This window comes from Paenibacillus canaveralius (assembly GCF_047238265.1).
Classification (GTDB): Bacteria; Bacillota; Bacilli; order Paenibacillales; family NBRC-103111; genus Paenibacillus_F.
Window position 1 is genome coordinate 1,213,718 of record NZ_JBDFMM010000001.1, and the last position, 25,284, is coordinate 1,239,001.

29 protein-coding genes and 2 pseudogenes are annotated in these 25,284 nt (G+C 49.7%); 25 read left to right on the forward strand and 6 right to left on the reverse strand.

Annotated elements, in window-relative coordinates:
* Positions 1-557: 557 nt before the first annotated feature.
* The 9 genes and pseudogenes from ABC395_RS05515 to ptsP all read left to right on the forward strand — a co-directional run bounded on the left by ABC395_RS05515 (position 558) and on the right by ptsP (position 9,638).
* On the forward strand, positions 558-2,678 hold the full coding sequence (locus tag ABC395_RS05515) for a BglG family transcription antiterminator (RefSeq protein WP_413006686.1): 2,121 nt from the start codon (positions 558-560) through the stop codon (positions 2,676-2,678).
* Between the two features lie 26 nt (positions 2,679-2,704).
* Complete coding sequence (locus ABC395_RS05520) at positions 2,705-3,148, forward strand: PTS sugar transporter subunit IIA (protein WP_103994778.1); 444 nt, start codon at positions 2,705-2,707, stop codon at positions 3,146-3,148.
* Entirely contained in the window at positions 3,145-3,408 is a 264-nt protein-coding gene (locus ABC395_RS05525; protein ID WP_076321610.1) for a PTS sugar transporter subunit IIB, read from the forward strand. The genes ABC395_RS05520 and ABC395_RS05525 overlap by 4 nt, the downstream gene beginning before the upstream one ends.
* Before the next feature lie 20 nt (positions 3,409-3,428).
* Positions 3,429-4,724, forward strand: a complete 1,296-nt coding sequence (ulaA, locus tag ABC395_RS05530; protein ID WP_103994779.1) for a PTS ascorbate transporter subunit IIC — start codon at positions 3,429-3,431, stop codon at positions 4,722-4,724.
* Between the two features lie 112 nt (positions 4,725-4,836).
* A complete protein-coding gene (locus ABC395_RS05535; RefSeq protein WP_413001362.1) occupies positions 4,837-5,829 on the forward strand; it encodes a phosphotriesterase family protein in 993 nt (330 codons plus the stop codon).
* A gap of 13 nt (positions 5,830-5,842) precedes the next feature.
* Positions 5,843-6,601 carry a creatininase family protein gene (locus ABC395_RS05540; RefSeq protein ID WP_413001364.1) on the forward strand — a complete coding sequence of 253 codons (759 nt, stop codon included), beginning with the start codon at positions 5,843-5,845 and terminating at the stop codon, positions 6,599-6,601.
* Between the two features lie 19 nt (positions 6,602-6,620).
* Complete coding sequence (locus tag ABC395_RS05545; protein ID WP_103994834.1) at positions 6,621-7,355, forward strand: SIS domain-containing protein; 735 nt, start codon at positions 6,621-6,623, stop codon at positions 7,353-7,355.
* Between the two features lie 255 nt (positions 7,356-7,610).
* On the forward strand, positions 7,611-7,880 hold the full coding sequence (locus ABC395_RS05550) for an HPr family phosphocarrier protein (protein ID WP_103994782.1): 270 nt from the start codon (positions 7,611-7,613) through the stop codon (positions 7,878-7,880).
* A pseudogene (ptsP, locus tag ABC395_RS05555) lies at positions 7,880-9,638 on the forward strand (phosphoenolpyruvate--protein phosphotransferase). The gene ABC395_RS05550 and the pseudogene ptsP overlap by 1 nt, the downstream one beginning before the upstream one ends.
* 711 nt (positions 9,639-10,349) lie before the next feature.
* Here ptsP and ABC395_RS05560 read toward each other — a convergent pair.
* Positions 10,350-10,970 (reverse strand): pyridoxamine 5'-phosphate oxidase family protein, encoded by a 621-nt coding sequence (locus ABC395_RS05560; protein ID WP_413001366.1) that lies wholly within the window; start codon positions 10,968-10,970, stop codon positions 10,350-10,352.
* Between the two features lie 273 nt (positions 10,971-11,243).
* Between ABC395_RS05560 and ABC395_RS05565 the strand changes: the two genes are divergently transcribed.
* Positions 11,244-12,239: a Gfo/Idh/MocA family protein gene (locus ABC395_RS05565; RefSeq protein WP_413001368.1), complete on the forward strand. Its 996-nt coding sequence runs from the start codon at positions 11,244-11,246 to the stop codon at positions 12,237-12,239.
* A 441-nt stretch (positions 12,240-12,680) separates the two neighbouring features.
* Here the strand turns inward: ABC395_RS05565 and ABC395_RS05570 are convergent, their stop codons facing one another.
* The 3 genes and pseudogenes from ABC395_RS05570 to ABC395_RS05580 form a co-directional block, all read right to left on the reverse strand.
* A complete protein-coding gene (locus ABC395_RS05570; protein WP_413001369.1) occupies positions 12,681-13,151 on the reverse strand; it encodes an ester cyclase in 471 nt (156 codons plus the stop codon).
* Positions 13,152-13,231: 80 nt separating this feature from the next.
* Positions 13,232-13,354: pseudogene (locus ABC395_RS05575) on the reverse strand (winged helix-turn-helix transcriptional regulator); the annotation flags it as partial.
* Between the two features lie 15 nt (positions 13,355-13,369).
* The gene (locus tag ABC395_RS05580) at positions 13,370-14,857 is read right to left on the reverse strand and encodes a recombinase family protein (RefSeq protein ID WP_413001371.1); all 1,488 of its coding nucleotides are present in this window, start codon (positions 14,855-14,857) and stop codon (positions 13,370-13,372) included.
* Between the two features lie 225 nt (positions 14,858-15,082).
* Between ABC395_RS05580 and ABC395_RS05585 the strand changes: the two genes are divergently transcribed.
* Positions 15,083-16,288: a DNA-processing protein DprA gene (locus ABC395_RS05585; protein WP_413001373.1), complete on the forward strand. Its 1,206-nt coding sequence runs from the start codon at positions 15,083-15,085 to the stop codon at positions 16,286-16,288.
* Positions 16,289-16,309: 21 nt separating this feature from the next.
* The gene (locus ABC395_RS05590) at positions 16,310-17,536 is read left to right on the forward strand and encodes a ComF family protein (RefSeq protein WP_413001374.1); all 1,227 of its coding nucleotides are present in this window, start codon (positions 16,310-16,312) and stop codon (positions 17,534-17,536) included.
* 460 nt (positions 17,537-17,996) lie between these two features.
* Here the strand turns inward: ABC395_RS05590 and ABC395_RS05595 are convergent, their stop codons facing one another.
* Together ABC395_RS05595 and ABC395_RS05600 are read right to left on the reverse strand one after the other, a co-directional pair.
* A complete protein-coding gene (locus ABC395_RS05595; RefSeq protein ID WP_413006687.1) occupies positions 17,997-18,143 on the reverse strand; it encodes a transcriptional regulator in 147 nt (48 codons plus the stop codon).
* 312 nt (positions 18,144-18,455) lie between these two features.
* The gene (locus ABC395_RS05600) at positions 18,456-18,881 is read right to left on the reverse strand and encodes a helix-turn-helix domain-containing protein (protein ID WP_413001376.1); all 426 of its coding nucleotides are present in this window, start codon (positions 18,879-18,881) and stop codon (positions 18,456-18,458) included.
* A 167-nt stretch (positions 18,882-19,048) separates the two neighbouring features.
* Between ABC395_RS05600 and ABC395_RS05605 the strand changes: the two genes are divergently transcribed.
* The 13 genes from ABC395_RS05605 to ABC395_RS05665 all read left to right on the forward strand — a co-directional run bounded on the left by ABC395_RS05605 (position 19,049) and on the right by ABC395_RS05665 (position 25,277).
* Positions 19,049-19,234: a helix-turn-helix transcriptional regulator gene (locus tag ABC395_RS05605; RefSeq protein WP_413001377.1), complete on the forward strand. Its 186-nt coding sequence runs from the start codon at positions 19,049-19,051 to the stop codon at positions 19,232-19,234.
* Positions 19,235-19,260: 26 nt separating this feature from the next.
* Positions 19,261-19,491 carry a hypothetical protein gene (locus ABC395_RS05610; RefSeq protein ID WP_413001378.1) on the forward strand — a complete coding sequence of 77 codons (231 nt, stop codon included), beginning with the start codon at positions 19,261-19,263 and terminating at the stop codon, positions 19,489-19,491.
* A complete protein-coding gene (locus ABC395_RS05615; RefSeq protein WP_413001380.1) occupies positions 19,488-20,405 on the forward strand; it encodes a DUF3102 domain-containing protein in 918 nt (305 codons plus the stop codon). The genes ABC395_RS05610 and ABC395_RS05615 overlap by 4 nt, the downstream gene beginning before the upstream one ends.
* Positions 20,398-20,844 carry an ORF6C domain-containing protein gene (locus ABC395_RS05620; RefSeq protein ID WP_413001382.1) on the forward strand — a complete coding sequence of 149 codons (447 nt, stop codon included), beginning with the start codon at positions 20,398-20,400 and terminating at the stop codon, positions 20,842-20,844. Before ABC395_RS05615 ends, ABC395_RS05620 begins: the two co-directional genes overlap by 8 nt.
* A 10-nt stretch (positions 20,845-20,854) precedes the next feature.
* Positions 20,855-21,175 carry a hypothetical protein gene (locus ABC395_RS05625; protein WP_413001383.1) on the forward strand — a complete coding sequence of 107 codons (321 nt, stop codon included), beginning with the start codon at positions 20,855-20,857 and terminating at the stop codon, positions 21,173-21,175.
* A gap of 12 nt (positions 21,176-21,187) precedes the next feature.
* On the forward strand, positions 21,188-21,331 hold the full coding sequence (locus ABC395_RS05630; protein WP_413001385.1) for a hypothetical protein: 144 nt from the start codon (positions 21,188-21,190) through the stop codon (positions 21,329-21,331).
* A gap of 12 nt (positions 21,332-21,343) precedes the next feature.
* Positions 21,344-21,478 (forward strand): hypothetical protein, encoded by a 135-nt coding sequence (locus tag ABC395_RS05635; RefSeq protein WP_413001386.1) that lies wholly within the window; start codon positions 21,344-21,346, stop codon positions 21,476-21,478.
* 204 nt (positions 21,479-21,682) lie between these two features.
* Positions 21,683-21,955, forward strand: coding sequence for a hypothetical protein (locus ABC395_RS05640; protein ID WP_413001388.1), 273 nt, complete (start codon positions 21,683-21,685; stop codon positions 21,953-21,955).
* Between the two features lie 313 nt (positions 21,956-22,268).
* Positions 22,269-22,547: a hypothetical protein gene (locus ABC395_RS05645; protein WP_413001390.1), complete on the forward strand. Its 279-nt coding sequence runs from the start codon at positions 22,269-22,271 to the stop codon at positions 22,545-22,547.
* A 175-nt stretch (positions 22,548-22,722) separates the two neighbouring features.
* Entirely contained in the window at positions 22,723-23,349 is a 627-nt protein-coding gene (locus ABC395_RS05650; protein ID WP_413001391.1) for an ERF family protein, read from the forward strand.
* Between the two features lie 4 nt (positions 23,350-23,353).
* Positions 23,354-23,740 carry a single-stranded DNA-binding protein gene (locus ABC395_RS05655; protein ID WP_413001393.1) on the forward strand — a complete coding sequence of 129 codons (387 nt, stop codon included), beginning with the start codon at positions 23,354-23,356 and terminating at the stop codon, positions 23,738-23,740.
* A 413-nt stretch (positions 23,741-24,153) separates the two neighbouring features.
* Positions 24,154-24,312, forward strand: a complete 159-nt coding sequence (locus tag ABC395_RS05660) for a hypothetical protein (RefSeq protein WP_387540496.1) — start codon at positions 24,154-24,156, stop codon at positions 24,310-24,312.
* An 11-nt stretch (positions 24,313-24,323) separates the two neighbouring features.
* The gene (locus ABC395_RS05665; protein WP_413001394.1) at positions 24,324-25,277 is read left to right on the forward strand and encodes a DnaD domain-containing protein; all 954 of its coding nucleotides are present in this window, start codon (positions 24,324-24,326) and stop codon (positions 25,275-25,277) included.
* Positions 25,278-25,284: the final 7 nt, after the last annotated feature.

Sequence of the window (25,284 nt, forward strand, 5' to 3'; positions counted from 1 at the left end):
AAGGTGCAAGCGCTTATGCCGCTAGGGTACAAGCAGGATGCAAGTAAGAAGCAAGCAAGACATAAGGAAGATGTAAGCAAGATGTAAGCAAGATGTAAGTAAGACATAAGCAAGATATAAGTAAGACATAAGTAAGACATAAGCAAGATGTAGCAAGATATAAGTAAGACATAAGCAAGATGTAGCAAGATATAAGTAATATGTAAGCAGAATGCAAATAGTGCACATGACACTGCCGGTCGTACATGACGGTAAATGGAGAATACATAATCGTACCGCGGTACATGACAGTAGAGTTGAGTACATGTTCGTGCAGGACATAGGCCGGTGTAATCGAACCGGCTCCATAAAGCGGCCAGGAGCGGATGCTTCCGGAGCCGTTTTTTTGCGTGGCCGGAAGCCGGAGGGGGAATCCGTTTTCGGGAGGTTATTCCGGTAGAATTCATTTTTGCACAAAAGAGCCTCCACGAATTGAACTGTCTTTCGTTTCTTGTCCCTGGGTATAATCAAATCGAACAAAGAACCACACTAAACGGCAAAGGAGTTGATGCCGTATTCTGGACGAACGCAGTACCCGGATAATGACGCTGCTGCAGCAGGCAGCCGATTATGTATCTCTGGAAGAACTGATGCAGAAGCTCGGCATCTCCAGACGAACCGTTTATTACGATATGGAAAAAATCAACGACTGGCTGAAAACGATTCATCTTCCGCCGGTCGAATATGTCCGGGCAGCCGGTTACTATTTGCCGGATGAAAGCCGCAAGGGCATTCCGCAGATGGCCGGACAGCTTCCGGTCCAGCAGTACTACTTGTCTCCGCGGGAGAGGCTGGCCTGGCTGGCCGTTCATCTTCTGTCCCCGGCGGACGGATCGCTTTTTGTCCATCACTTGACCGATCTTCTGCAAGTCAGCCGGGGAACCGTGCTGAAGGACTTAAACATCATCCGGCCCGAACTGGAGTCCCTGAAGCTTAAGGTCGCTTACGACCGAAAGCACGGCTACCGGGTACAGGGGGAAGAGAGCGACAAGCGGAAGGCGCTCACGTACTACTTCGGTCAGATTTTCGGAAGCGTGGGCTGGGAGCAGGCGCTCAGCCGGAGTGAAGACCCCGGCAGTCTTGACCGGGTGCTGGACTTGTTCCCGCCGATGAAGCCGGATCACCTGAAACGGGTTTACCGGCTCATCGCCGACAGCGAACGCACACTCGGCGTGGAACTGACGGACGAGATGGTGTTTAACCTGACCACCCGCTTCCTGCTCTATACACGCCGGATTCAGAACAAGCAGCTCATTGCGATCGACGAAGACGAGCGCAGCGTGCTGGGGCGCATGCCGGAGTATGAGGCGGCGGCCCGCATAGCGGAAGGTCTCGGCGGTTTGTTCGACACCGCCATACCCGAGGAGGAAATCGCGTATTTTACGATGCACCTGCTCGGCGCGCGCGTTAACCGCATGGAACAGCTGACCGGCTCTGAGGAAGTGAACGACAAGCTCCGCGAAGCGGCCAGGGGAATGACCGACGCCTTCCAGCGTCACGCCTGCGTGTTTCTGCCGAACAGAGAAGCGATGGAAGAGAATCTGCTCGTCCACCTGAAGCCGGCGTATTACCGGATCCTGTACGGGCTGGAGCTCGATAACCCGCTCCTCGGCAACATCCGTTCCAAGTACGGGGAAGTGTTCGAGCTGACGCGGCGTTCCGCGGCACCGTTCGAACAGCTTGTCGGACGAAAGCTGGACGATAACGAGATCGGCTACCTCGCCATGCACTTCGGCGGCTGGCTGCGCAGGGAAAACACGCAGCCGGTAGAGAGGCGCCGGGCCGCCATCGTCTGCGTCAACGGCATTTCCGCTTCGCGAATGCTGAAATCCCAGCTCGAACATTTATTTTCGGCGGTGGACATTTCGGCGGTTCTCTCGCTGCGGGATTACGAAACGTTTGAAGAGGAGAGCGTCGATTTTATTTTCTCGACGGTTCCTCTCCCGGACAGCGGCGTCCCCGTGTTCGTCGTGAATCCGATCCTCAGCGACAAGGACAAGGAGCATCTGCTGAACCAGATCAACACGGTCGTCGGCCGCAAGTCGCGTGCCCAGGCCAGCTCGGTTCAAGCCCTGCTCGATATTGTCCGCAAATACGCGAAGGTGACGGATGAAACGGGGCTTGCGGAGGAATTGAACCGCTACATGTCCGTAGGGAAAACGTGGCTGAGCGAAGCCCGCAAGCCGTCGCTGGCCGACCTGCTCACCGGACCGATGATCCGGGTGGAGGAGGAAGCCGCGGACTGGTGCTCCGCCATCCGCGAGGCGGCCCTGCCTCTTCTCGAGGACGGGCGCATCGAAGAAGCTTACATCGGGGCGATGATCGCCAAGGTGGAGGCGCTCGGCCCCTACATCGTCGTGGCGCCGGGCATCGCCATCGCGCACGGCAAGCCGCAGGACGGAGTGAAGCGGCTGGGAATCAGCCTGCTGCGGCTTGCGAAGCCCGTAGCCTTCTCCGAAGAAGCCCGCCATCAGGTTCAGGTGATCCTGGTGCTGGCGGCGATCGACGGAGAATCGCATCTCAAAGCATTGTCGGAGCTGACGCTCCTGCTCAGAGAACAAGACAGCCTGACCCGGCTGAAGGACGCCGGGACCAAAGAACAGATATTGCAGCAGATAGAAGAAGGTCCCCGCAGTTAGACTACCGGATTTGGGAGAGATGAGAGATGAAATTTTTAGAACCGTCCTTGATTGCACTTGATGTCGAAGCCGAGACGGCGGAAGAAGCGATCCGCCTGGCGGGAGGACTCCTGGCCGACGCGGGAGCCGCGGAAGCGCGCTATGCCGAAGCCATGGTGGATTCCTACCGGGACAAAGGCCCGTACTTCGTACTGGCGCCGCATATCGCTCTGCCGCACGCCCGTGCGGAAGACGGCGTGAAAGAAGCGTCCGTCTCGCTGCTCCGGCTGAAGAAACCGGTCGTATTCGGCCACGCGGCCAACGATCCCGTTCAGCTCGTATTCGCACTGGGCGGGTCCACAAGCTCCGAGCATATCGCCATGCTGCGCAAGCTGACGATTTTGCTGAGCAACCCGGACAATGTGGAAGCGTTCAAGCAGGCAGCCGATGTAGATACTATCCAACAACTTATTAGGGGGAACGAACAATGAAAATTTTATGCGTATGCGGTCTTGGACAAGGAACCAGCCTGATTTTGAGAATGAACGTGGAGAACGTGCTGAGCGGCATGGGCGTTAACGCCGATGTGGAACACACCGACGTATCCACGGCATCCGGTACGGCGGCTGATTACATCATCACAAGCAATGAGCTGGCGCAGAGCCTTCAAGGCCATGCCGCCAAAATCGTAATCGTCAATAACTATTTTGACAACAACGAAATCAAACAAAAACTGGAAGAAGTGCTGTAACCCATTAAGGAGGGGTCTTTATGGACGTGCTTTTTTGGATCGCGACCAATATTTTCGGAACACCGGCCATTCTGCTCGGGTTCATCGTTCTGGTTGGCCTTCTGCTCCAGAAGAAATCGACGAGCCAGCTCGTCAGCGGTACCTTTAAAGCGATTATCGGTTTCCTCGTCATCGGCGCCGGTTCCGACGTTATCGTCAAAGCGCTGAACGTATTCGAGCCGATGTGGAAAGAGGTCTTCGGACTGGAGGCCGGCTCGCTCGGTACGTTTATGGGGCAGGACGCGTTTAACGGCAAGTACGGAAGCGCCGTCACGCTGGCGATGCTCGTCGGCTTCCTGATCAACGTGGCGCTGGCCCGTTTTACCCGGTTCAAATTTATTTACCTGACCGGACACATGATGTTCTGGACTTCAACGATTTTCGCGGGTGTTATCGTGCATGCCGCAGGCGGTATCGCGATCTGGAAGCTCGTGCTGATGGTTGCCGTCGTGCTCGGTCTGTACTGGACCTTCCAGCCGGCTCTCGTTCAGCCGTTCCTGCGCAAAATAACGGGCAACGATAACATCGCCCTCGGTCACACGTCCGCTTCGGTTGCCCTGCTGGCAGCCCTGTTCGGTAAATTGTTCGGCAACAAAAACAACGATTCCGAGAAAATCAAAGTGCCGAAAGGCTTTGAGTTCCTGCGGGATTCCAACGTCATTACCGCACTCAGCATGGGGATTCTGTTCCTGATCGGAGCCGTTATCCTTTCGACGAAAGGAACGCCTGCGGCCGCCGAACTGATGGCGAAATCGGGCGACCAGAACTTTATCATTTATTCCATCATCCAATCGTTTACGTTCGCGGGCGGTATCGCCATCGTTCTGATGGGGGTCCGGATGTTTGTCGGCGAACTGGTTCCGGCCTTCAACGGGATCGCTACAAAACTCGTACCCGGAGCCAAGCCTGCACTGGACGCGCCGGTTGTGTATCCGTACGCGCCGAACGCGGTCGTACTCGGCTTCCTGGGAGCCTTCGCGGGCGCCATTATCTGGCTGCTCGTGCTCGGTAACACCGTTTCCTACATCTTCGTTCCGACGATGATCGTTCTGTTCTTCCACGGGGCTACGGCCGGCGTGTTCGGGAACTCGACGGGCGGTGTCCGCGGGGCCGTGATCGGCGGATTCATCACTTCCACGATCGTAGCCTGGGGACAATTCCTCATGGTCCGCTTCTTCATCAGCTCCACGGTGCCGGATACGGCTATGTGGGCGGCGGATTCCGATATGTTCATCATCGGTCCGATTTTGAACTTCCTGGCCAAATTGTTCTTTTAACTAAAGCGTTTTAACTAAAACAGTGGCGGGCCCAAGCCCGCGGCAACAAGACGGTGACAGCGCTAAGCTCCGCCGTCTTCCTTTTCAGAAAAAAGAGTGGAGGAGACACGTCATGAGCTATATCCGTACCTTACATGGAGACATTGCCAAAGAGGATCTGGGCTTTACGTATTCCCACGAACATATTGTATGCCGTCCGGCCTTCTGGCAGGAACGGGGAGAGGACGATCTGCTGCTGGATGACAAAGAGAAGTCCAAGCTGGACGTTCTGGATTTCAAAAAGCACGGAGGACAGGCGATCGTGGACGCGACGGCGGTCGACTACGGCCGGGACGTTCAGGCGGTTCAGGAAATCGCTCTCGAAACGGGCATTAAGATCGTGGGCACGGCCGGTTTTAACAAAAGCTTTCTGTGGGACGCCAAAATCAAGGAAGAGCTGAAGCCGCTCACCGGCGATTACGAAACGTATACCCAATGGATCGAAGCGAAAAGCATCAACGAACTGGCCGATTTCGTTATCCGCGAAGTGGAAGAGGGCCTTGAAGGAACTCCGTTCAAAGCCGGTCAGGTTAAATTTGGGACGGGCTACAACCGCATCACGCCCCTCGAAGAGAAAACGCTCCGCGCGGTAGCGCGTGCGCATCACGAGACGAAAGCACCCGTGCACTCCCATACGGAAGTGGGCACCATGGCGCTGGAGCAGATCGAGCTTCTGAAAAGCGAGGGCGTGAACCTGTCGTATCTCAGCCTGGGCCATATGGACCGCAATCCGGACCCTTACTACCACGAGCAGATCGCGGCAACCGGCGCTTACATGAGCTTTGACGGCATCGGCAAAATCAAGTACGCTCCCGAAAGCACGCGGATCGCGCTCATTCTCAATCTCGTGAGCAAGGGCTACGAGGATCAGATTCTGATCAGCGGAGATACCGCCCGCAAAACCTACTACAAGCATTACGATCAAGGTCTCGGACTGGAGTACATTATCGCGAAGTGGGTGCCGCGCTTTGTCGACGAAGCGAACCGCAACGGGTTCGACGGGCAGAAGCTGATCGAGAAATTTTTCGTGAAGAACCCGGCCAACTGCTTCTCATTCAAAAAGTAAGGAGGCGCGCACGATGAAATTCGAGCACGAAAACTCGTACGAGGTGCAGGATAAAATCCGACAATTCCGGGCGGCGATCCTGCCAATCGGAGCCGTCGAAGCACACGGCCCCCACCTGCCGCTCGGTACCGATAATCTGCTTGCCGAACGGCTGGCGGACAAACTGGCGGCCCGGACGGACAGCTTCGTGCTTCCGGTCCTGCCTTACGGCCAGGTATGGAGCCTGCGCAATTTCCCGGGCAGCATCAACGTCTCCAACGAGGCGCTGATCCGGCTGCTGGCCGATATCGGAGAGAGCCTGTACCAGCAGGGCTTCCGTATTTTCGCCATGGTCAACGGGCATCTGGGAAATGCGGTGGCGCTTAAAGAAGCCGCACGGATTTTATACGAGCGGGTACCGGAGCTGAAAGTGTTCTACTTCTTCTACCCGGGCACGAAAGAAATTACGGCCCAGGTGCGGGAATCCTCTGCGGCCCACGGCACCTATATGCATGCCGACGAAATCGAGACGTCTTACATGCTCTATCTCGCCGGCGAATATGTGGACATGAGCAAAGCCATAGACGGCGCCCCGCACATAAGCGCGGAAGCGGATTGCACGCCGACGCCGTGGGAGGAAATCACATCCTCCGCCGTGCTTGGGGACGCCACGCTGGCTACCCGGGAGAAGGGCGAGAAGATTATCGAACGGAGCCTGGACGTGATGGCCGAGATGCTATTGCGGGTCAAACGGGCCTTGCAAGACGGGGAGCACCAGGATTCAACAGACTGACAACGGGGTGAGAGCTATGATGATGAATACGTATTTTGATGTGATCGGCGAGCTGTTGAACAAAGTCCGGACCGAGCAGGCCGGCCCGATCCGCGAAGCGGCCGAGAAAGTGGCGGCCTGCATTCAGGATGGCGGCATTATTCATTTGTTCGGCTGCGGCCATTCGCATATTTTGACGGAGGAAGTTTTTTACCGGGCCGGAGGGCTTGTCCCGATTCGTCCGATCTTCGTCGAGAAACTGATGCTGCACGAGGGTGCCGTACGCTCTTCGGAGCTGGAGAGACAGAACGATCTGGCGGTCGATTTCATGAAGGAGCAGGATATCCGTCCGGGCGAAGTCGTGTTTGTCCTGTCCACTTCGGGCCGCAATCCGGTTCCCGTCGATGTCGCTCTGATGGCGAAGGAGAAGGGCGGCGTTACCGTCGGAATCACTTCCCTGGAATATTCCATGAGCCAGCCGTCGCGGCATACCAGCGGCAAGCATCTGGCCGATGCGGTGGATCTCGTGATCGACAACTTCTCGGTCAAAGGAGACGCCGTGCTGAACCATCCGGGTATGCAGGTGCCTTTCACGCCGAGTTCGACCGTGATCGGAGCCGCGATCCTGAACGCCGTTTTTGCCGAATCCATTGAAATCATGATCGAAAACGGCTTTAACCCGCCGGTGTTCCTGAGCGGCAACATCGACGGTTCCGACGCGCACAATCAAGCGCTGATCCAGAAGTACAAAGAACGGATCGCCCTGCTGGCGTAACCTTGCTTCATGAAAAAAACAACCGTAAACCAAACCAGAAGGTTGTATCCGGCCAAGAGTCGGTAAACGTGTGGAGTTACAGAGAGATAGAAGCAGACCAGAGAGCGGGATTTTACCATTATCTAAACATGAACCGGAAAAAACGCCGAAGGACGCCTTGCAAAACAGAACCGGATAGCTGTCGGGAGAAACCATACAACCCTATCCTTATTTTGCGGTCTTGATCCGGCGGTACAACGGGTGAGGAGGAACGACATGTTCGCACAAACAGTAACGATTGGTAACGAGCAGGGCTTTCATGTCCGTCCGGCTCAGCTTTTTGCTGAAACGGCGGGACAGTTTGGAGCAGAGGTACACCTGAAGACCGGAGAAGGACGCACGGCGGATTGCAAAAGCATGCTGGAGCTGATGACGCTCGGCATTGAAAAAGGGGCAGTCGTGACGATCGAAGCCAGCGGCGACGGTGAGAAAGAAGTCGTTGAAGCGCTGACCAAGCTTGTCGAAAGCAAGTTCGGTGAAGCCTGATGAAGGGGCTGCATATTCAGGGAATCGGCGTTTCGGAAGGAATCCGTATCGCTCCGGCATTCGTTTACCGTCCGGCTCAGGAGAGCGCAGGCGGAGCTGCTGCCGAATGGAAGCCTATCGCAGACGACGGGGCGGCTGTGGAGGCCGAGATTGCCGCGCTTAGAGACGCGAAAGCCCGCTGCGCGGGCGAGCTGGAACAGTTGACGGAGAAGGCGAAAGAAACCGTCGGAGAAGAGCAGGCCGGTATTTTGGCAGGCCAGCGGAAGCTGCTGGACGATCCGGCCTTCTATCCGAAGATGGAAGCCCGTATCCGGGAAAAGCTGGAACCGGCTCCGCAGGCCGTATCCGAAATCGTAAGCCAGGTCGCTTCCTGGTTCGAGGGGATGACCAACGACTACATGAAAGAGCGTGCCGCCGATATCCGCGATATCGGAAACCGTCTCTTGGCCTGCCTGTCGCCGGAAGAGAGAGCCGGGCTTGGGGGAATCACCGGTGAGGTGATTCTCGTGGCCGACGATCTTACGCCGTCCGACACGGTGCAGCTCGATCCGTCCAAGGTTGTCGGCTTTATCACCCGCACGGGCGGGGCAACGTCCCACACCGCCATTCTGGCGCGGTCGCTGGGCATCGCCGCCATCGTCGGCGCGGGCGATGCCGTGGACGGCATTGACGACGGGGATACTCTCGTCGTCGACGGAGCCGCCGGGCTGTGTATCGCCCGGCCGGACGAAGCCGAAGCGGATCGGTACCGGATCCGCATGGGGCAGGATCTCGAGCGCCGCAAATCGCTCGAGGCGTACGCGGCCCGTCCCGCGGTAACCGCGGACGGCACGCGCGTGGAACTCGCGGCGAACATCGGGACCGCCGCGGAAGCCGGGGCCGCCGCCGAACAGGGAGCGGACGGCGTGGGGCTGTACCGCACGGAGTTCCTGTTCATGAATTCCCCGTCTATGCCGGGGGAGGAAGAACAGGTCCGTGCTTACGCGGAAGCGGCCCGGCTGATGGAGGGCCGCCCCGTAATCATCCGCACGATGGACATCGGCGGAGATAAGGAGCTTCCGTATCTACAGCTGCCGAAGGAAGTGAACCCCTTCCTCGGCTACCGGGCGATACGGATCGGTCTGAGCCGCAAGGAGCTGCTGCTTACGCAGACTGCGGGCGGTTTTGCGGGCCAGCGCATCGGGCAAGCTGAAGGTGATGTTCCCGATGATTTCCGGCCTGCAGGAATGGCGGCAGGCCAAAAAAATCCTGGCGCAAGCGCAGGCGGAGCTGAGAGGGGAAGGCATCCCGTTCGACGAAAACATGGAAGTCGGGATCATGGTCGAGATTCCTTCCACGGCCGTGATGGCGGGCCAGTTCGCCCGGGAAGTGGACTTCTTCAGCATCGGGACGAACGATCTGGTCCAGTACACGCTGGCCGTGGACCGCATGAACGAACACGTGGCGTACTTGTACGACTATTTCCATCCGGCCGTCCTCCAGCTTATCCGCACCGTGATCGAAGCTTCGCACACCAACGGCAAATGGACCGGCATGTGCGGCGGTATGGCGGGCGATCCGCTGGCCGCGCCGCTTCTGCTCGGACTTGGACTGGACGAGTGGAGCATGGAAGCGGGCCGTCTCAGCCCGCTGAAAGAAGTGCTCGCCGGGCTGGACCGTCAGGAGTGCCGCGAGCTCGCGGAACGGGTGCTGCTTCTGGATACGCCTCAGGCGGTCCGTCAGGCGCTTGAAGAGTTCCGTGCGGCTAAAGCGTTTTAAATCCCGCTGACGGAGTCGAGTGACCTGAAATGGATGCTGATGCGAAGGTTGTGAAGCCGATGGCGCGCATAGCGGTTGAAGCGGAGCGGCTGCCCGCCCGCGTCCCTGTGAGGCGGCATTTTCGCTCCGGAGGTTTCGAATGAAGCCTCCGATCAAGATTCGGACGCAGGCACTCCCCGACAGAGATCGGCAAACAAAACAACCCGGTTCCGTATAGAGCGGAACCGGGTTTTTCGGTTTTGCCATCCAGCAAGGGGAAGCCTCCTGCGTCAGGCTTCGCATGGAGCCGGTCGCGGACAGGGGTAAACCCGTAGAGCGTCGTCCGATAAGCGGGAAGCCTGTCGCCATGCGACACATGTTTGCACCTCCGCGCGTGCGGCCCCTGTCAAAAGTAGGCGGTCCGCCGATAACAGTAACTCGCTGAGCGTCCTTTCCAACACGGCTGTTCAATAAACGAACAGGCAAGCCGTCACCTTGCGATACCGCGCTTGCAGCCCCTCTGTGTGCGTCAGGCGTCACACGGAGCCGATCGCCGATAACAGTAACCCGCTGCGCGTCCTTTCCAACATGGCTGTTCAATAAACGAACGGGGAAGCCTGTCGCCATGCGACACATGCTTGCACCTCCGCGCTTACAGCCCGTCTGTGTGCGTCAGGCGTCACATGGAGCCGGTCCGCCGACAAGTAACCCGCTGCGCGTCCAGGCCGCCTGTCAGCCCTCCCTATGCGCCGGACAATACAGCTTCATCAGACGGACGGTTTCCTCGTCCAGCTCATTTCCACGGTTTTCGAGCCCGCTCACAACGGCCTTGCGCTTGGCGCCCTTCATGTTCTGGCCAAACTTGAATTTGGCGGACACGTCGTCCACGTCGATCCGGATTACGGCGACGCCGCGGATTTGGCTGACGTAGCCCTGATTTTCCAGGGAGAAGGGCTCGTAACCTCCCTCAGGCTGAAGCTTTTCCATAAAGACGCCGAGCGCTTTCGCTTTTTCCTCCAAATCTTCCACGAGGACCGCTTTGCCTTTTATCACGACGGACTTGAAAAAGGCTGTCGCCGGACAGGCGTACACGGGCTCCGTAAAATACGATGGAATGAGCGCGTATTCCTTCGCTATGGCGAAAGTGACGAGAGGATTTCGGCCCAGGTCCGAAATTTTTTCCCCGACTTTGCTGCCGTGGGCATAAATCGCGCCGTCCGCATATACAAAATTAAGAGCTTTTAAATTCGGGTACCCATCTTCACCCGTCGTCCCCAGAATTCCGAATGTCATTTCGCTCATAAACTGCTCGACTTCCTGCCAGTCTTCTATACCGAATTCTTTTCTTCTCAAAGTCTCCACCCCTGTAATTTGCCTGGTTGCGGCCGTTTTTCCCATCTTAGCGGGACGGTTGACTTTTCTGAAGAGCCACTTTACGCTATTTTTAGTGGACCAGTTGCAGCCGGTCATGTTTTTTGCAGATCGATGTACGCGCGTTCAACATGTACATATTTTCTAAACCAGTTAACATCCACAAGCACTTCCGTACAAAAGGCATTCGCCGGCAAAAGGTTTCGCCCTTCCGGCATGCTCACACCAACCAGACAAAATGGAGGTCGTTTTCCTATGTTAAAAGTCGCTCTGCTCAGTTTCTGGCACGTTCATGCCCTGGATTACGAGAAAGACGCCAATGAGCATCCCGGCACACAAGTGACCGCGATCTGGGATGAAGACACGGCCAGAGGCCGCAAAGAAGCGGATACCCGTGGAATTACGTTCTACGAAAACCTGGATGAACTGCTTGCCGATGATGAAATCGACGGCATTATCGTGACGACCCCGACCCGGCTTCACCGGGACGTTATGGTGGCGGCGGCCAAGGCCGGTAAACATATTTTCACGGAAAAAGTCGTCGCCGCCACGAAGCGGGAATGCGGCGAGATTATGGACGCGGTGCGCGAAGCGGGCGTGGTTATGACGGTTTCGCTGCCGAGATTGAACGCCCCGTATACGCTGGCGATTCAGAACATTCTCGGACAGGGAGTCCTCGGAAAACCGACGCTGGTCCGCGTAAGACTGTCCCATAACGGCGGATTGAGCCGTGAAGAAGGGGGCGGCTGGCTTCCCGAGCGATTCTTCGATCAATCCGCTGCGCAGGGCGGCGCGATGATCGATCTCGGCTGCCATTTGATGTACCTGACCCGCTTGTTCCTCGGCATGCCGGAAAGCCTGACGGCGAATTACGGCAGCGTCACGGGACGCTCCGCTGAAGATAACGCGGTAAGCGTACTGCGTTATCCGGACGGCGCGCTGGGCATCGTGGAAGCGGGCTTTGTGAACAGCCATTCCCCGTTCGTGATCGAGATTCACGGCACGCAGGGCACGCTGCTGTATTCCCAGCATGACGACAAGCTTCTGCTTCGTACACGGTCACAGGAAGGGGAGGAGTGGCGGACGGTCACGGATCTTCCGCAGGCAGAGCCTTCCGCTTTCGAGCAGTGGGTGGCGCATATCGAGTCCGGTACCCGGGCGGAGGAAAATCTGCTGCTTGCAGCGGACCTCACCCGCCTGATGGAAGCGTCCAACGCTTCGGCGGCGAGCGGCTGTGCCGTTAAGCTGTAAGCTGTAAGTTGAGGGGGAATGAGGGCCGGCGTCATGCGGCGTCATGCCCGCTTCGGAAACGGCCCGGAGAGGCCGGCCGCCATGCCGGGAACTGCCTGTGGCGCTATAACTAGAGCGAAGCATGCGACGGGCGTTGGGCAGAACGAGCCCGTGCCTGCGGCAGAACTCGCGGGCATTTTCCGTGCCTTTCCCGTTGCCTAGTCATTTTCTTCAGACATCATGCTGGAAAAAAACAAAAAAGAAGCCGGTTAGCCGGCTTCTTTTTTGTTTCGCTTTCCGTGAGATTCAGCTGTCATATGTGAAAGCGTACCTCATATCTCGCACCTTACATTTCATACCGCATACCACGTACCGCATACCTATGCTCGTCCGCCAACAGAAAGCACCGTTATCAAGGCCGCTCCTGGTTTCTCCGGCCCGGTGATTGCCTGCACCGGCCCGCTAGTCCGCCGCACCGTCCGCCTTGGCTGTCACCGCCGCACCGTCCGCCGCATTTCGCTTCAGCTGACGCTCAATCCCGGCCCGGTCGATCTGGATCCAGTACTCGGCGATTTTGCCGCTCTCGACCCGGTACACCGCGCTTGCCAGCTCGATAACGGGCAGGCCGGTCGGCGCATAGCCGTCGACTTCGCCGATGTGCGTTCCCGTCTGCTTCCAGCGTACATACACCCGGTCGCCGGAGCCCAGGAGCTCCTGTACTTCCAGAGTGAAAGGGCCGTAGGCATCGAGCATTTCCCGCACGTGCTCCGCATAAACCCCGGGCGTGCGTTCTACCGTGACTTCCTGCTCCGACTGGACTTGGTGGGCAAATACTTTTCCGGCCATCAGCTCGGGAGCGGCCGCCAGATTTTTTCCCGACCGCACTTCATCGAAAAAACGTTTTACCACTTCTTCGGGTTTTAAAGCTGTCATGATTTTTTCCCCGCTCTCTTGTCTATGTATCGGCTTGTTATATCCGCCGCCCTCGAACGAACAATTCCTTCCTGCGTCAGTCAGGTCCATTTTGCCGCCCAAAGTTTCATTTCTTTTAAAATTTTGTGTAAATCCCGGCCTTTCGGCGTCAGGGTATATTCCACGGTTACGGGCACGGTCGCAAAAGCTTTAGCGTATAATACCAAATGTGGTTCATTTTAACGATATTTTGCCGATAGTGACGCCTCGAAGAATTTGTTTTTTACTCCCTTAACATTTTCTAAGTCAGTGTAAAGAGTGATCTCCTTAAATATAATTTTGGAGATTTCAGCTTTTTCTTTGTCATCAAATAATGGCCATAATTCCTTCATTTCTTTTAATTGGGATATGATATAGTCGGTTTCCTGGTTGTTAACATTTATTTTTTCGAGTTCTGATTTTAATTCTGATTCTTTTACCCGTTCTTCATTTAGACGTTCACGAAGGTCATCTGCACTAATAAGATCATTAACAAACATATACTGCCATTTTTTCATGCGTTCTTGAGTTTCTTCAATGTTTCTTTTATGCTTTTGTATTTCTTTTTCTTTGTTTTTTCTTTCAGATTTAACTTTTTTCATTTTTTCTTCTGTGATGTTCGGGTCAATTATAATGCTCTCAATAAATTCAAATAACAAATGTTCGACATGTTTTTGTCTAATTATAGGCATTGTGCATGATTTGTTTGCCCATTTTCTTCTACACATATAATAGACTACTCTAGCTCTACTTCCATCCTTACGAATTCTTTCATTAGTTAGTCGTCCGAACATACCCGATCCACATTTACCGCATTTCAGTAGACCAGTAAACCAATAATCTCCTAGTCGGCTATATCCACTATTTGAACGAGCGCGTAATATTTCTAAATGTTCATTAAATTCATCTAAAGTCCAAACCGGTTCATGTGAACCTACGGAATCTAAAATTTCAGTGCGTAGTTCCTTTTTACGGTTGACGTATTTTCCATTTGCCATCTTACTGCCGAATCGAATAATACCGGCATAATATATGTTTTCCAATGTCAATGAGACCGAGGATTTTGTCCAATCATACCCACGTCGAGTTACACCCTCTTGGACGAGGGTAACAGCGATTTTCTTTAAGCTTAAATTATCTTTCATGTACATGTCGCGTATTCTACGTATTACCGCGGCTTCTTCTGGAATCAGAACGCCTTCTTTTGTATATCCATATGGATATCTTCCTCCTGGCCTTCTGCCCTCTGTTACCATTTGTTCCATACCAAAACGCACGCGTTCTGCAATGTTTTCACGCTCCCATTGAGCTAGGTCGGAAATTAGGCGAATAAACAAACGGCCGGTTGCAGTACGTGTCTCGAAAGATTCCGTGCTGGACTGGAACATGACCTTGTGAGATTCAAACAGCTTAAGCAGCTTATCACAGTCGGCCGTAGAGCGAGTAAGGCGATCCAACTTATAAACCAATACCATATCGAACTTATTGTCCTCTAAATCCTCTAACATGCGTTTCATTTCAGGCCTGTTTAGATCCTTGGCCGAGAACCCTTCATCAATGTAAACGTCTGTTACAGTCCAATCTTGGGAGTCGCAGTAGGAAATTAGCTTCCTTTTCTGAGCCTCGATGGAAAAACCGTCGCGCGCTTGATCATCAGTCGATACACGGATGTATAAAACTACTCTCATGGCATGTCCTCCCTGGTGGTCGTAGGGTTATTATAGCAAAAGAGTGTTCTTATTTGTGCAGATGAAAAATCCCCTCGTAAAGAGGGGATTTTTATAAACAAAAGAGGGACAATTTGAGACAAAACAAGAAATTTTGAATATTTTTTTTAGTTTCGGATATAACTATTGATGGTTATCAACCCTTATGTTAGTATAAATATACAATAACAAAACGGAGTGATTCCGATGAGAACGTTCGGAACTGTAGATGAATTAAAGGAATTTCTATCTAATGAGTTGTTATTCTCAAGTGAAGCTGCATCTTACCTAGAGGTTTCAACACAAAGGCTTAATCAACTCGTACATTCAGGTAAATTACAACCAATCAAAGCAACTAGAGGAGCATCTTTGTTTTTAAAATCAGACTTAGATGAAAGAAAAAATGAAGCTAACAGTATCGGAATATCAATAAAAAGTGAGACTAAAATGATTATGACACCAAATGATACGGTACTACAAGAAGCGCTCAATTATTTTACGATTCAAACCTTTTTTAATTACTCTGATAAAAAAACAGAACCACAATTTGCAAGATTATGTAGTAGTATAGATATGAATGAATCTCTGTTAAATAATTTAGATGATATATCAAAGTGTTTAATGATTCCAAGTGCTGAGCTGAAATCTGCTTTTGTGGCTGTGCAAAGAAGCTTTGAGCGACTTTCAGAAGATGATCTTATTGTAAAAAGAGGAACTGGTTTATACCCTAAGTTATTGGAATTAACACAAGAAGCGCCTCCGTATCTTTTTATGAGAGGAAATCCCAATTTAACAAATTACTCCGCTGTTGCAGTGGTGGGGACTCGACATCCTTCAGAAGATGGAAAAAAACGAGCTGCTAGACTTGCAAAGCTATTAGGACAGCATAAAATAGTTGTTTCTTCAGGTTTAGCAATGGGGATTGATACAGCGGCGCATAGAAGCGCTTTAGATGCGAACAAACCAACTATAGCTGTAATAGGAACCCCAATAACTAAAGCTTATCCCAAAGAGAATGAAAAGCTTCAACAGGAGATTTCAGAAAGAGGATTGGTGATTTCACAGTTCCCTCCATCTGCACCCGTTCAAAGATGGCATTTCCCAATGCGCAATGCTGTCATGAGTGGAATTTCATTAGCAACAGCAATTATTGAGGCTGGAGAAACTAGTGGAGCATTGAAACAAGCTGATTATGCTTTAAAACAAGAACGTATTGTCTTTATACCGCAAAGTGCCCTAGATAACGAAAAATTGAAATGGCCCAAAAAATATATCCTAAGGGCAGGTGCAGAAAAGTTTTCGAAAATTGATGAACTAATCCAGAACCTCGAAAAATCAAATATCATTGAGTCGAAGATAGCAATAAAGACTGAAGATAGGTCAGAACAACAGATTTTGTTTGATTCTATTTAAAAAAAGAAGTGGGTCGATTTTATGTTCGTTGAGGTCAATGATTTGAAGGCTTTGATCATTGATTTAGGAGACAATAATGATACAGACATGCTCGAGATGTGTAAAGCTATCTCATATAAAATTCCATGTTGTTTTTTGGTCAACAGAGAAGAGCTAATAATTGACCTTGAATTGGAAGTTAACCCAGAATCCATTGTTATGGTGAAGAAACGATTTCACCATGGAGTGTATGAAAAAAATATTATTCCTGCACTTCAAGAATTACAAGTTCAACCCTACGAAGTCGCTTTTGTATCGCAGAGCTTTTTTACGTTAAAAAATGTTTTATATGAGCCAATTGGAACCATACTAATCCAATCACAAATTTTAACTCAACAGCAAATTGGTTTTTTGCCCGACTTCATAATTAGATATCCAAGTGAACTAGAGGATATTATAGACAAGAATAACACTGGTTTTTTTGCTGAGATTAATAGCCTCTTTCCTCATGAATCCACTAGTAGGATGATAATTAATTCTCAGAACTCAGAAGGACTAAATGTTTACGCACTCGGCAGATACTTCTCTCCCCAACATCATAAGAGCCCCTCACACATACTTACCCAGAGAATCTTGAAAAGCAAGACAGATCCCAAGCAAGTTGCGATTTTCGCAAAAATAATTTTCCCATTTATCAAAGATTTAAAACCTGATGCTTTAGTAGCTGTGCCTCCACAACCAGGGGAGAACAATCGGTTCTCCACTCTTGTTAGTTCGGTTTGTCAAGAGGCAGAAGTTGAAAATTTAACATCGGCCTTTTCATGTATTGAAAATTATCCAAAGCAAAAAACACAAAAAAAAGGACACAACAGGACAGAAAACGTCAAAGGGAAATTTAGAGCGACATCTGACGTAAAAGATAAGCATATTTTTTTATTTGACGACTTGTTAACGACCGGTTCAACTCTTTTCGAGTGTGCCCAGACACTTCTAAATGCCGGGGCTAAAGAGGTAAGTATACTCGTCCTTGCAGTAAATCAATTTCCTGGAGATTTTACAGAACGTCCTCAATTTCTGTGTCAGAATAATTGTGGAGGTTCAATGAAAATATTCATAAGAAAAGACAATGATGTCCCTTTCTGGGGGTGTATAAATTTCGCAAAATGCAAAAAACCAACATATCATTTCAAACAAGGCTGCAGAAAAAAAAATGAACTTAACCAACTTGTAACTGATGTTGAAGAAGAGGAGGAAGAAGATTGGTTCTAGATAATAAGACCTTTAGAAAGGAGGAGTGAGGATTGATAGAAATTCAATTGTTACCCAGTAATCTAACGCTTGCTGACTACTTGCCGAGTTTATACCCAGTTCTATTAGCGATTGGACTCGGGTTGTTTGCAGCTTTTAAAGACCGGATCATGAAATTTTTAAAGAAATTGAACTAAACGTAAAAGACCCTCATCACATGTAGGGTCTTTTTTTATACTTTGTATTATGGATTATATAGGTGAGATGGAGTAAGTTCAACTTACATCAGGGGGTGTCCTCAAACTTGAGTAGGCCCCTAAGTTATTTGTGCTGTCTTCCGGATAGGATATTTGTAAAATTTATGTAAATGGATTTTTTTGTCTCTGGAACAGATGTTATTTTCTGGTGTATGATGGGTGTATCCTACGACTACGCATTAATGAGTAGTAAAGCTGGGCCGGGGGAGTAGAGAAATCTACTCTCACCTTTTTCCTCGATATTTATCAGTGCGTTTCCATTCATATAGGTCATCGATCTCAACTTTTAGCTCAGAAGCAATCGTTTTCGCGGCCGCTAACCTCATAACAAAACGATTGTTGCAGTAGTCAGATATTCTTTGAGGAGAAATTCCGACTCTAAGCTGCTAATTGTTGTTGTTCGATTCCCTTGGAAGATAAAATATCGGGGAGCAAGAACCGGCCCGGTTCGTAGGGCATGGCAGCCTCCCAATAATTTTTTTACCCAAAAACAGAACAAACGTTCCCAAAATGACGTAGTGATGGTAGAATTATTTTACCAATCGAGGACGCAACTAAGATGAAGGGACTGGTATTGTGGACGAAAAGTTGGAAGAATTAGCTGCGTTTATTATTAAAACGAAAGGTTTGAACGTAACGCCTGCTGAATTTCTTAAGTCCATAGAAAAATACATAGAAGAGGTTTATTTTTTATCCTGACTCATTTTTTTTGCTAGAGACTCGATTATTGTTCTTATCGTCTCCTGCACAACTGGATCATCTGATAAATTGACTTTGTACTCTTCCTCTACATCTCTAATGATGTGATTAATTTTATTTTCAGAGAGCGAATATTCGCTCTCTTTTTCAATTTTAATTGAATCGGTACTTTCTTTGGCATCCCAATAACCAGCGGCATCCATTAACTCTTTGTAGGGAAAATTATAAGCTGCAGCTAATCGCTTCAAACTATCAGGAGAAGGGTTTATAGGTGCTTTTGTCCTTGGGTGCACACCTTTTTCTAATGAAGATATATAAGAATGGCTCAAGCCGCTCTTTTTTGACACTTCTCTAAGTGTCAGTCCTCTATTTTTGCGCAACTCCGTTAGAAATTCATGTATGTTAGACAAAAGATACTCACCACCTAATTAAATGTTCTACACATCAAACACAAGTGTAATACATGAAAACAAAAAAAATCTCTAATTTTCTTGTTCTACATAGTTGACAGTTTATTCCTACATGTAGTACGATTCACTTGTACAACAAATAGGACAAACGAAAGGAGAAGAACGAAGTGAAAAACAATCTTCAGTTTCTGATGGAATCAAGAAATGTGACGGTTTCAATGTTGGCAAAGGAGTTGAACGTTTCAAGGACAACTATATACCGTCTGCTTGAAGGAAAAACTCCATCCGCTATTCTGATGCTAAAGATTTCGGCTTACTTTAAAAAACCAGTAAACGATGTTTTTTGTGCATAGCTTGTTCTATTAATAGTACAAGGGTGGTGTTCCAAATTAAAGATGACAAGCTTTCTGACAATCTTGAAGTAATTACAGATGAAATTCATTCCTTAAAAAAGATTGCTGGTCGGTCTATTTTTGAAATTGGAATCAGGACATTGGGTCCATCGGCAAATATTAAGCAAATCGCGAATCACGTAGCTCCGATGTTTGGGATATCTCCACAACAAGCAGTTGAGTTGATGTTATCAGTTAAGGATGGTGTTTATGGTTGAACAAATCAATCTGTAGCATTGAAACACTAACCGCCGAGATAAAGGTTTACGAGAGATCACTGAAAGAATCAATTGCAAAACATGCCTGGGAAATCGGCAAGCGTCTTAATGAGGCCAAAGAACTGCTGCCTCATGGAAAATTTGCTGAATGGGTAGTCCAAAATTTTGAATTTACTGATCGATATGCTAGAGAGTTTATGAAATTTCATGATCAAAATCGGAAATCGATTTCCGATTTCGACGATCTTGAATGGACGAAAATTCAGCAGGTACTTTCATTGCCGCCCAATATTGATCGAACTGAATTTATCAAACAGACACATACAATTCCTTCTACTGGTGAATCAAAAACTGTAGATGAAATGACAACGCGAGAACTTCGAGAAGTTAAAAAATCACTGGTAGAGGCAGAGCGCCGTGCCAAAGAAACGGAAGAGCTTTTAGAATCCACCAAGACAGCAGCAGAATACTGGAAGACGCAAGCTTCTAATGCCCTAAACGCTCCACCGCGAGTCGAAAAGTTGACTGTCGAGATTATCCCGGAAGAACTGAAAAAAGAAATTGAGGAATCACGGTTTAAAATTAAAAACCTTCAAGCTGGCTATCAGGAGGCTGCTCAAAAGCTCAAAGAATATGAGCTTAGAGAAACCGTTGACTTCGATGAGGAGCAGGCTGCTCTCCAAAGAAAAAAGTTGATGCACGAAGCTGACCTAACAACTATCCATTTAAGAATTCATATCAAGCAGTTTTTAGAGAAGGCCGCAATTGGAACCTTCATGCAGGGTGCGATTGCTCATTCCAATGACCTTGAAAAGAAGCAGTTAAGTCAAAGTGTTGAAATGCTTGAATCATATGTTTCCCAAATCAAAGCTGCCTTAAACGGGCGAAAATTAGGAGGAATTATAAATGAGTAAACAATTGGTTGAGCAAAAACAAGTATTTTCTTTCTTGGAAAAGGCCCTCGAAAAATCCAAGCAACAGGATGCCGCGATGGAAGCAGTCCTTGAGCATATGAAAATGCTCCATGACAATGTTTTCGATATGAAAACGGAAGTCAATGAACGTTTTGTAGAAATGAACATCCTGGTCCAAGAAGTGAGAGACAGCGTAACTTTGTCCAACTCTGAATGTGCGGATCTACAGTCAGCAGTAGGGAAAAAATCTGTCCAATTAACAAAGGAAAGATTTGAACCCGGAGATGATTTTCTAAAATTGGTCGGCAAAAACAGAAATCTCATCTGGAAAAAGCTAAAGCAGAAATTTAATGTGCACAAATACATTTATGTTCGCAGAATCGACTTTCAAGAAGCCTTGGAATTTGTAAAAGCATATAAGCCAGAAAAATACATTTAATGGTGATAACATGCCCCAGATAAAAAAGCTTAAACCAATAAAAATCATCTCCGAAGGCCAAGAAATCCCATTCAGAGAGTATGCGCATGAAGCCGGCGGCAGTGGAGCCCTCTATGCCAAAGACATCCGAGAGATGTTCCTGAGATGGCGCGAAGCAGATTGTCACTTCGCAGGTGAGTACATTGCACCAATAGCTGCTCAAGTAATCACGGACGCCGCGGAACTCGACCGAACCCTATACGCCCTGATAATGACCGTAATAGAGGAAGCTTACCTCACCTTAAGACCTGAGGTCGACCCTAATCATCCTGGACTTATTCGTATCAAATAAGGAGGCCAAACCATGCAAAAGCAACCACACAACCCCGGAATGAGCGCTAAGGCGTGGGATCAGCTCCATGAGTTTATAGCCCGCGTGACGCCTGAGATTGAGCGCCGGGAAGCCGCGAAACGAGCTGAACAGGAAGCAATCAAAAAAGGTGCATAGGAGGCCATCCGCATGCAGGTTATCTTCCACAAACCAACTGACCCATATGTAATTCGTAAAACCTTTGCCGCAGTCGGGCAGATATGTAAGAACAAATACATGGACAAGCTTGCTCAAGAATCGCAAAAACAAGCAGTTAATAAGTAAATTCCATCCCAATATATCACAAAGGAGCGAAAACAATGAGTCAAATTATCGAAAATCCTATGGTACTTCCGTACTACAACCGGACTTTGAATACGTACATTGAGGTTCCAAAGTGTGATTGCGGATGTCGGGCCCGATTTAAGATCAACGGCGAACTGCGGTGCCTGGAATGTGCGGAGGACGAAGGAGTGGAGGTGATTAACCATGGCTAAGACAGTCCGGCATGACGGTAACGAGTACATCGTTGTTGAGGATCACGGACCCGAAGAGGTAACTGCGTACCGGGAGTTAGAGGGGAATAACATCGAAATCTTCACAAGCTTCGCTGGCATCCCGCGGGTCGCGCTGTTCCACGTTGGGACAATCCAGAAGGTGCTGGGATGGCGAGATTTCTCGAATGAGCTGGAACACCAGGAGAAAGTGCGTGAATGGAACTGGCGTCATAACAGGGAGATAGAGCAAGGTGCGGTGGGATGATCAGTTGGACCGGATTCCTCACACTGGCGTTTATGTGGTTTGGATTATCCATGTCCATTGTGGGACTGGCTCTCTTAATTAAGGGGTTGGCCGCGAGGAAAGAGTACTTAACTGGCTTTTTAATCTTCTTGATGGGAATTGTTATGGTCGGCTTTTCGATAGCATTACAGACGGAATAGGAGGTTGAAGGATGGTGAATTGCGGATTTTGTAATGAGCCTATGGCATTTAAAGGAACAGACAAGAAAAACGGACTTATCGGTTACTGGTTCTGCTTTAACAAGGATTGCACTAAAAAGACATAAGGAGTCAGCATGTTTCAAACCATTGAAGACATAATCGAGCATTACACCAAAAAGGAACATGAGGAGCGAAGAATCTTGAAAGTGCGAGAACTTATTCAAAAATTACTTGATATGCCATTGAATGTGAATGTGTACCACGAAACTACTAAGACTAGTTCCACATCACATGAAGTACGAGAGGTTAAGAAAGTTCAGTTGGTGCCGAGTGATTCCGACGAAGAAGGCTTTGCGGTAATTATTGAGTATGGTCGTAGGCCGAAGATGCCGAAGCAAGAGGAAATTAAATAGGGGGCTCAGTCGATGGAAATGTACCGCTGGTTAGCGAGTCAAAGGCCCCACAACAAGATGCAGAACCGGAATCTACTGATTAACGCATATAAAAAAGGCGCCCTTCTGCTGCAACAGAATTGGCGACCCGTGAAAATCTATTCTTTCGTCATTGTACCACAAAAGGAGGACAAGCATGAACAACAAAGCGTCGCTTTATAAGAAAATTCACGCCGTGATGCAAGATGTTGGATACCTCCAGAAAGACGATAAGGTCTCATTTGGTAACACGAACTATAAGGCCATATCGGAAGAAAAAGTCACGTCAACCGTGCGTGAAGCCCTTGTAAATCATGGACTTATTATCATTCCCTGCGAGCAGGACCACAAGAAAGACGGCAGCTTAACGACCGTTGACGTGAAATACAAGATCATCGACATTGACACCGGTGAGTTCGAATTCATCGTATCATCCGGAACCGGCGCTGACACCCAGGACAAGGGCGTAGGCAAGGCCATGACATACAGCTACAAGTATCTATTGCTTCGGACTTTTGCTATCCCGACCGGCGAAGATCCGGACAAGATCAGCAGCGCGGAGCTAGACCACAGAGAAAAACAGACACCTAAACCGCCTACGAAGCCTCCAGAGGCGCCGAAAGATTCGGCAGGTGTAAATGCTACTCCGACTATAAAAGCGAAATACAAGATCATTCATAACGGCAGTCTAGATGGATTAGAGGAATTCCTGAGAAATAATGGGGCAGAAACGGAAAAAGTCCTCACTGAAATATTGATGGAACGGACCAAGAAAGGGGCCTAATACAATGTTAAATCGCATTATTCTGATCGGAAGACTCACCAAGGATCCTGAACTAAGGTACACGCCTCAGGGCATAGCGACTTCAACTTTCACACTGGCAGTAGATCGGCAATACCCAAAAGGAGAAGTTGACTTTATTCAGATTGTGACATGGCGGCAGCTTGCTGAATCGTGCGCCAACTATCTCCGCAAAGGACGGCTTACCGCGGTTGAGGGGCGTCTGCAGATACGGAACTATGACAACGGCGAAGGCCGCAAAATCTACGTGACTGAGGTAATCGCGGATAACGTCCGGTTCCTCGAGTCGGCCAGCGGCGGTCAGAATCTTGAACGACAGGAACCGGATTACAAGCCGCAAACGGACTTAAGCGAAAATGACCTTCCATTTTAGGAGGACAAGCCATGTTTGCATATAGGCCATATACGAAAGAGCAGCAGGTTAGCCGTAAGCGCATCAAGAAGACCGCGAAGCAGAGGGGCGATATAAGCCCTTCTGTGGACCGGGAAGTAAAGGAACGAGCGAATTACTGTTGTGAGTGGTGCGGAGCCCATAGAAGCCAAGTATGGGGCTTACAGAGGGCACATCTGGTCCGGCGTTGGAAGCTAGATGAAACAACCGCGAATGACATCGCTCTGTTATGCGGGCCAAGCGTAAACACCGGCACGTGTCACTGGAAAGTGGATTACACCAAGGCGGGAAGAGAATGGGCAGCAAGATACCGCGAAAGGCTGATGAACAATGAAAAAGAACGCTGATGCACTGGTATGGTACGTACGTCACTACATCCCTGGGAGGGTCGCCAAATGGCTATCGCAGATGTAAGCAGGGAACACCTGTTGAAGGCACTTATCATGATGTACTCCACACAGATTGTACGGTCGTACGACGACAACAGCCGGCGCGCCTGGACGAAGAAGAAACAAGAATGTGAAGCAGAGTTACAACGGCTTATGGCCGGTTAGGAGGTAGTTCGGTGGAAGGGTGGATCGGCATACCTCGAAATATAATGGACCATTGGATCTACAAGGACGCCGAATATCTTAAAGTCTGGCTTGAAATGATTTTTCGTGCCCGGTACTCAAAACAACCATCGCAAGAATTGATTGACGGGCAACTAATTACTATTGGATACGCTGAATTTGTCTTTGGGCGGATTAGTTGGAGCGACCGTTTGGGCATCAGTGAGCAGCGTCTTCGGACGCTTCTCCGGAAGCTCCAAAAGGAAGAAATGATCGAGCTCGTAGAAAAGCTGCCACGATTTTCACTTTATCGGGTTAAAGTTTTTGAAAACTACCGAAATTTCAACCAGCAGAGCAACCAGCAAGTTAACCAGCAGAATCCCCAGCAATACCAAGAGGTTGAGGCTCATGTCAACCAGCATGATAACCATGTCATCAACCAGCGATCAACCAGCAGCCAACCAGCAAGCAACCAGCAGCCAACCACAAAAGAAGAAAGTAAAGAAAGTAATAAAGAGAAAAAAGAATATAAAACATCTACTACTACTAACGAGACGAACGTTTTCGGAATTTATGAAAATGAAGGATTTGGAATGCTAAGCCCAGTGAATGCCGAAAGACTCGGAGACTTTATAGACACCTACGGAGAAAGATGGACTTCAGAAGCCTTGAAGGAAGCGTCTTACCACAGCAAAAGAAGTCTCCCGTACGTAAGCAGGATTTTAGAAACTTGGAAAACATCAGGCGTGGACGAGCCCTGGAAGCTCGAGAAGCCAAAACAGCAAAGCGCGCCACAAAACCGGAATTATACCCTTACCAATAGAGGCAAGCCTCAAATACGAGCTGTGCCCAGTACAGCGGCTAAACCGCCGGCTTCCAAAGTCACAGAGGCCGAGCTCGAGGAAATGCTCAAAAAGGCACGGAAGCTTGATGAAATGTTCAATACCCCTAAACCAGTAAACGGATAAGGAGAAG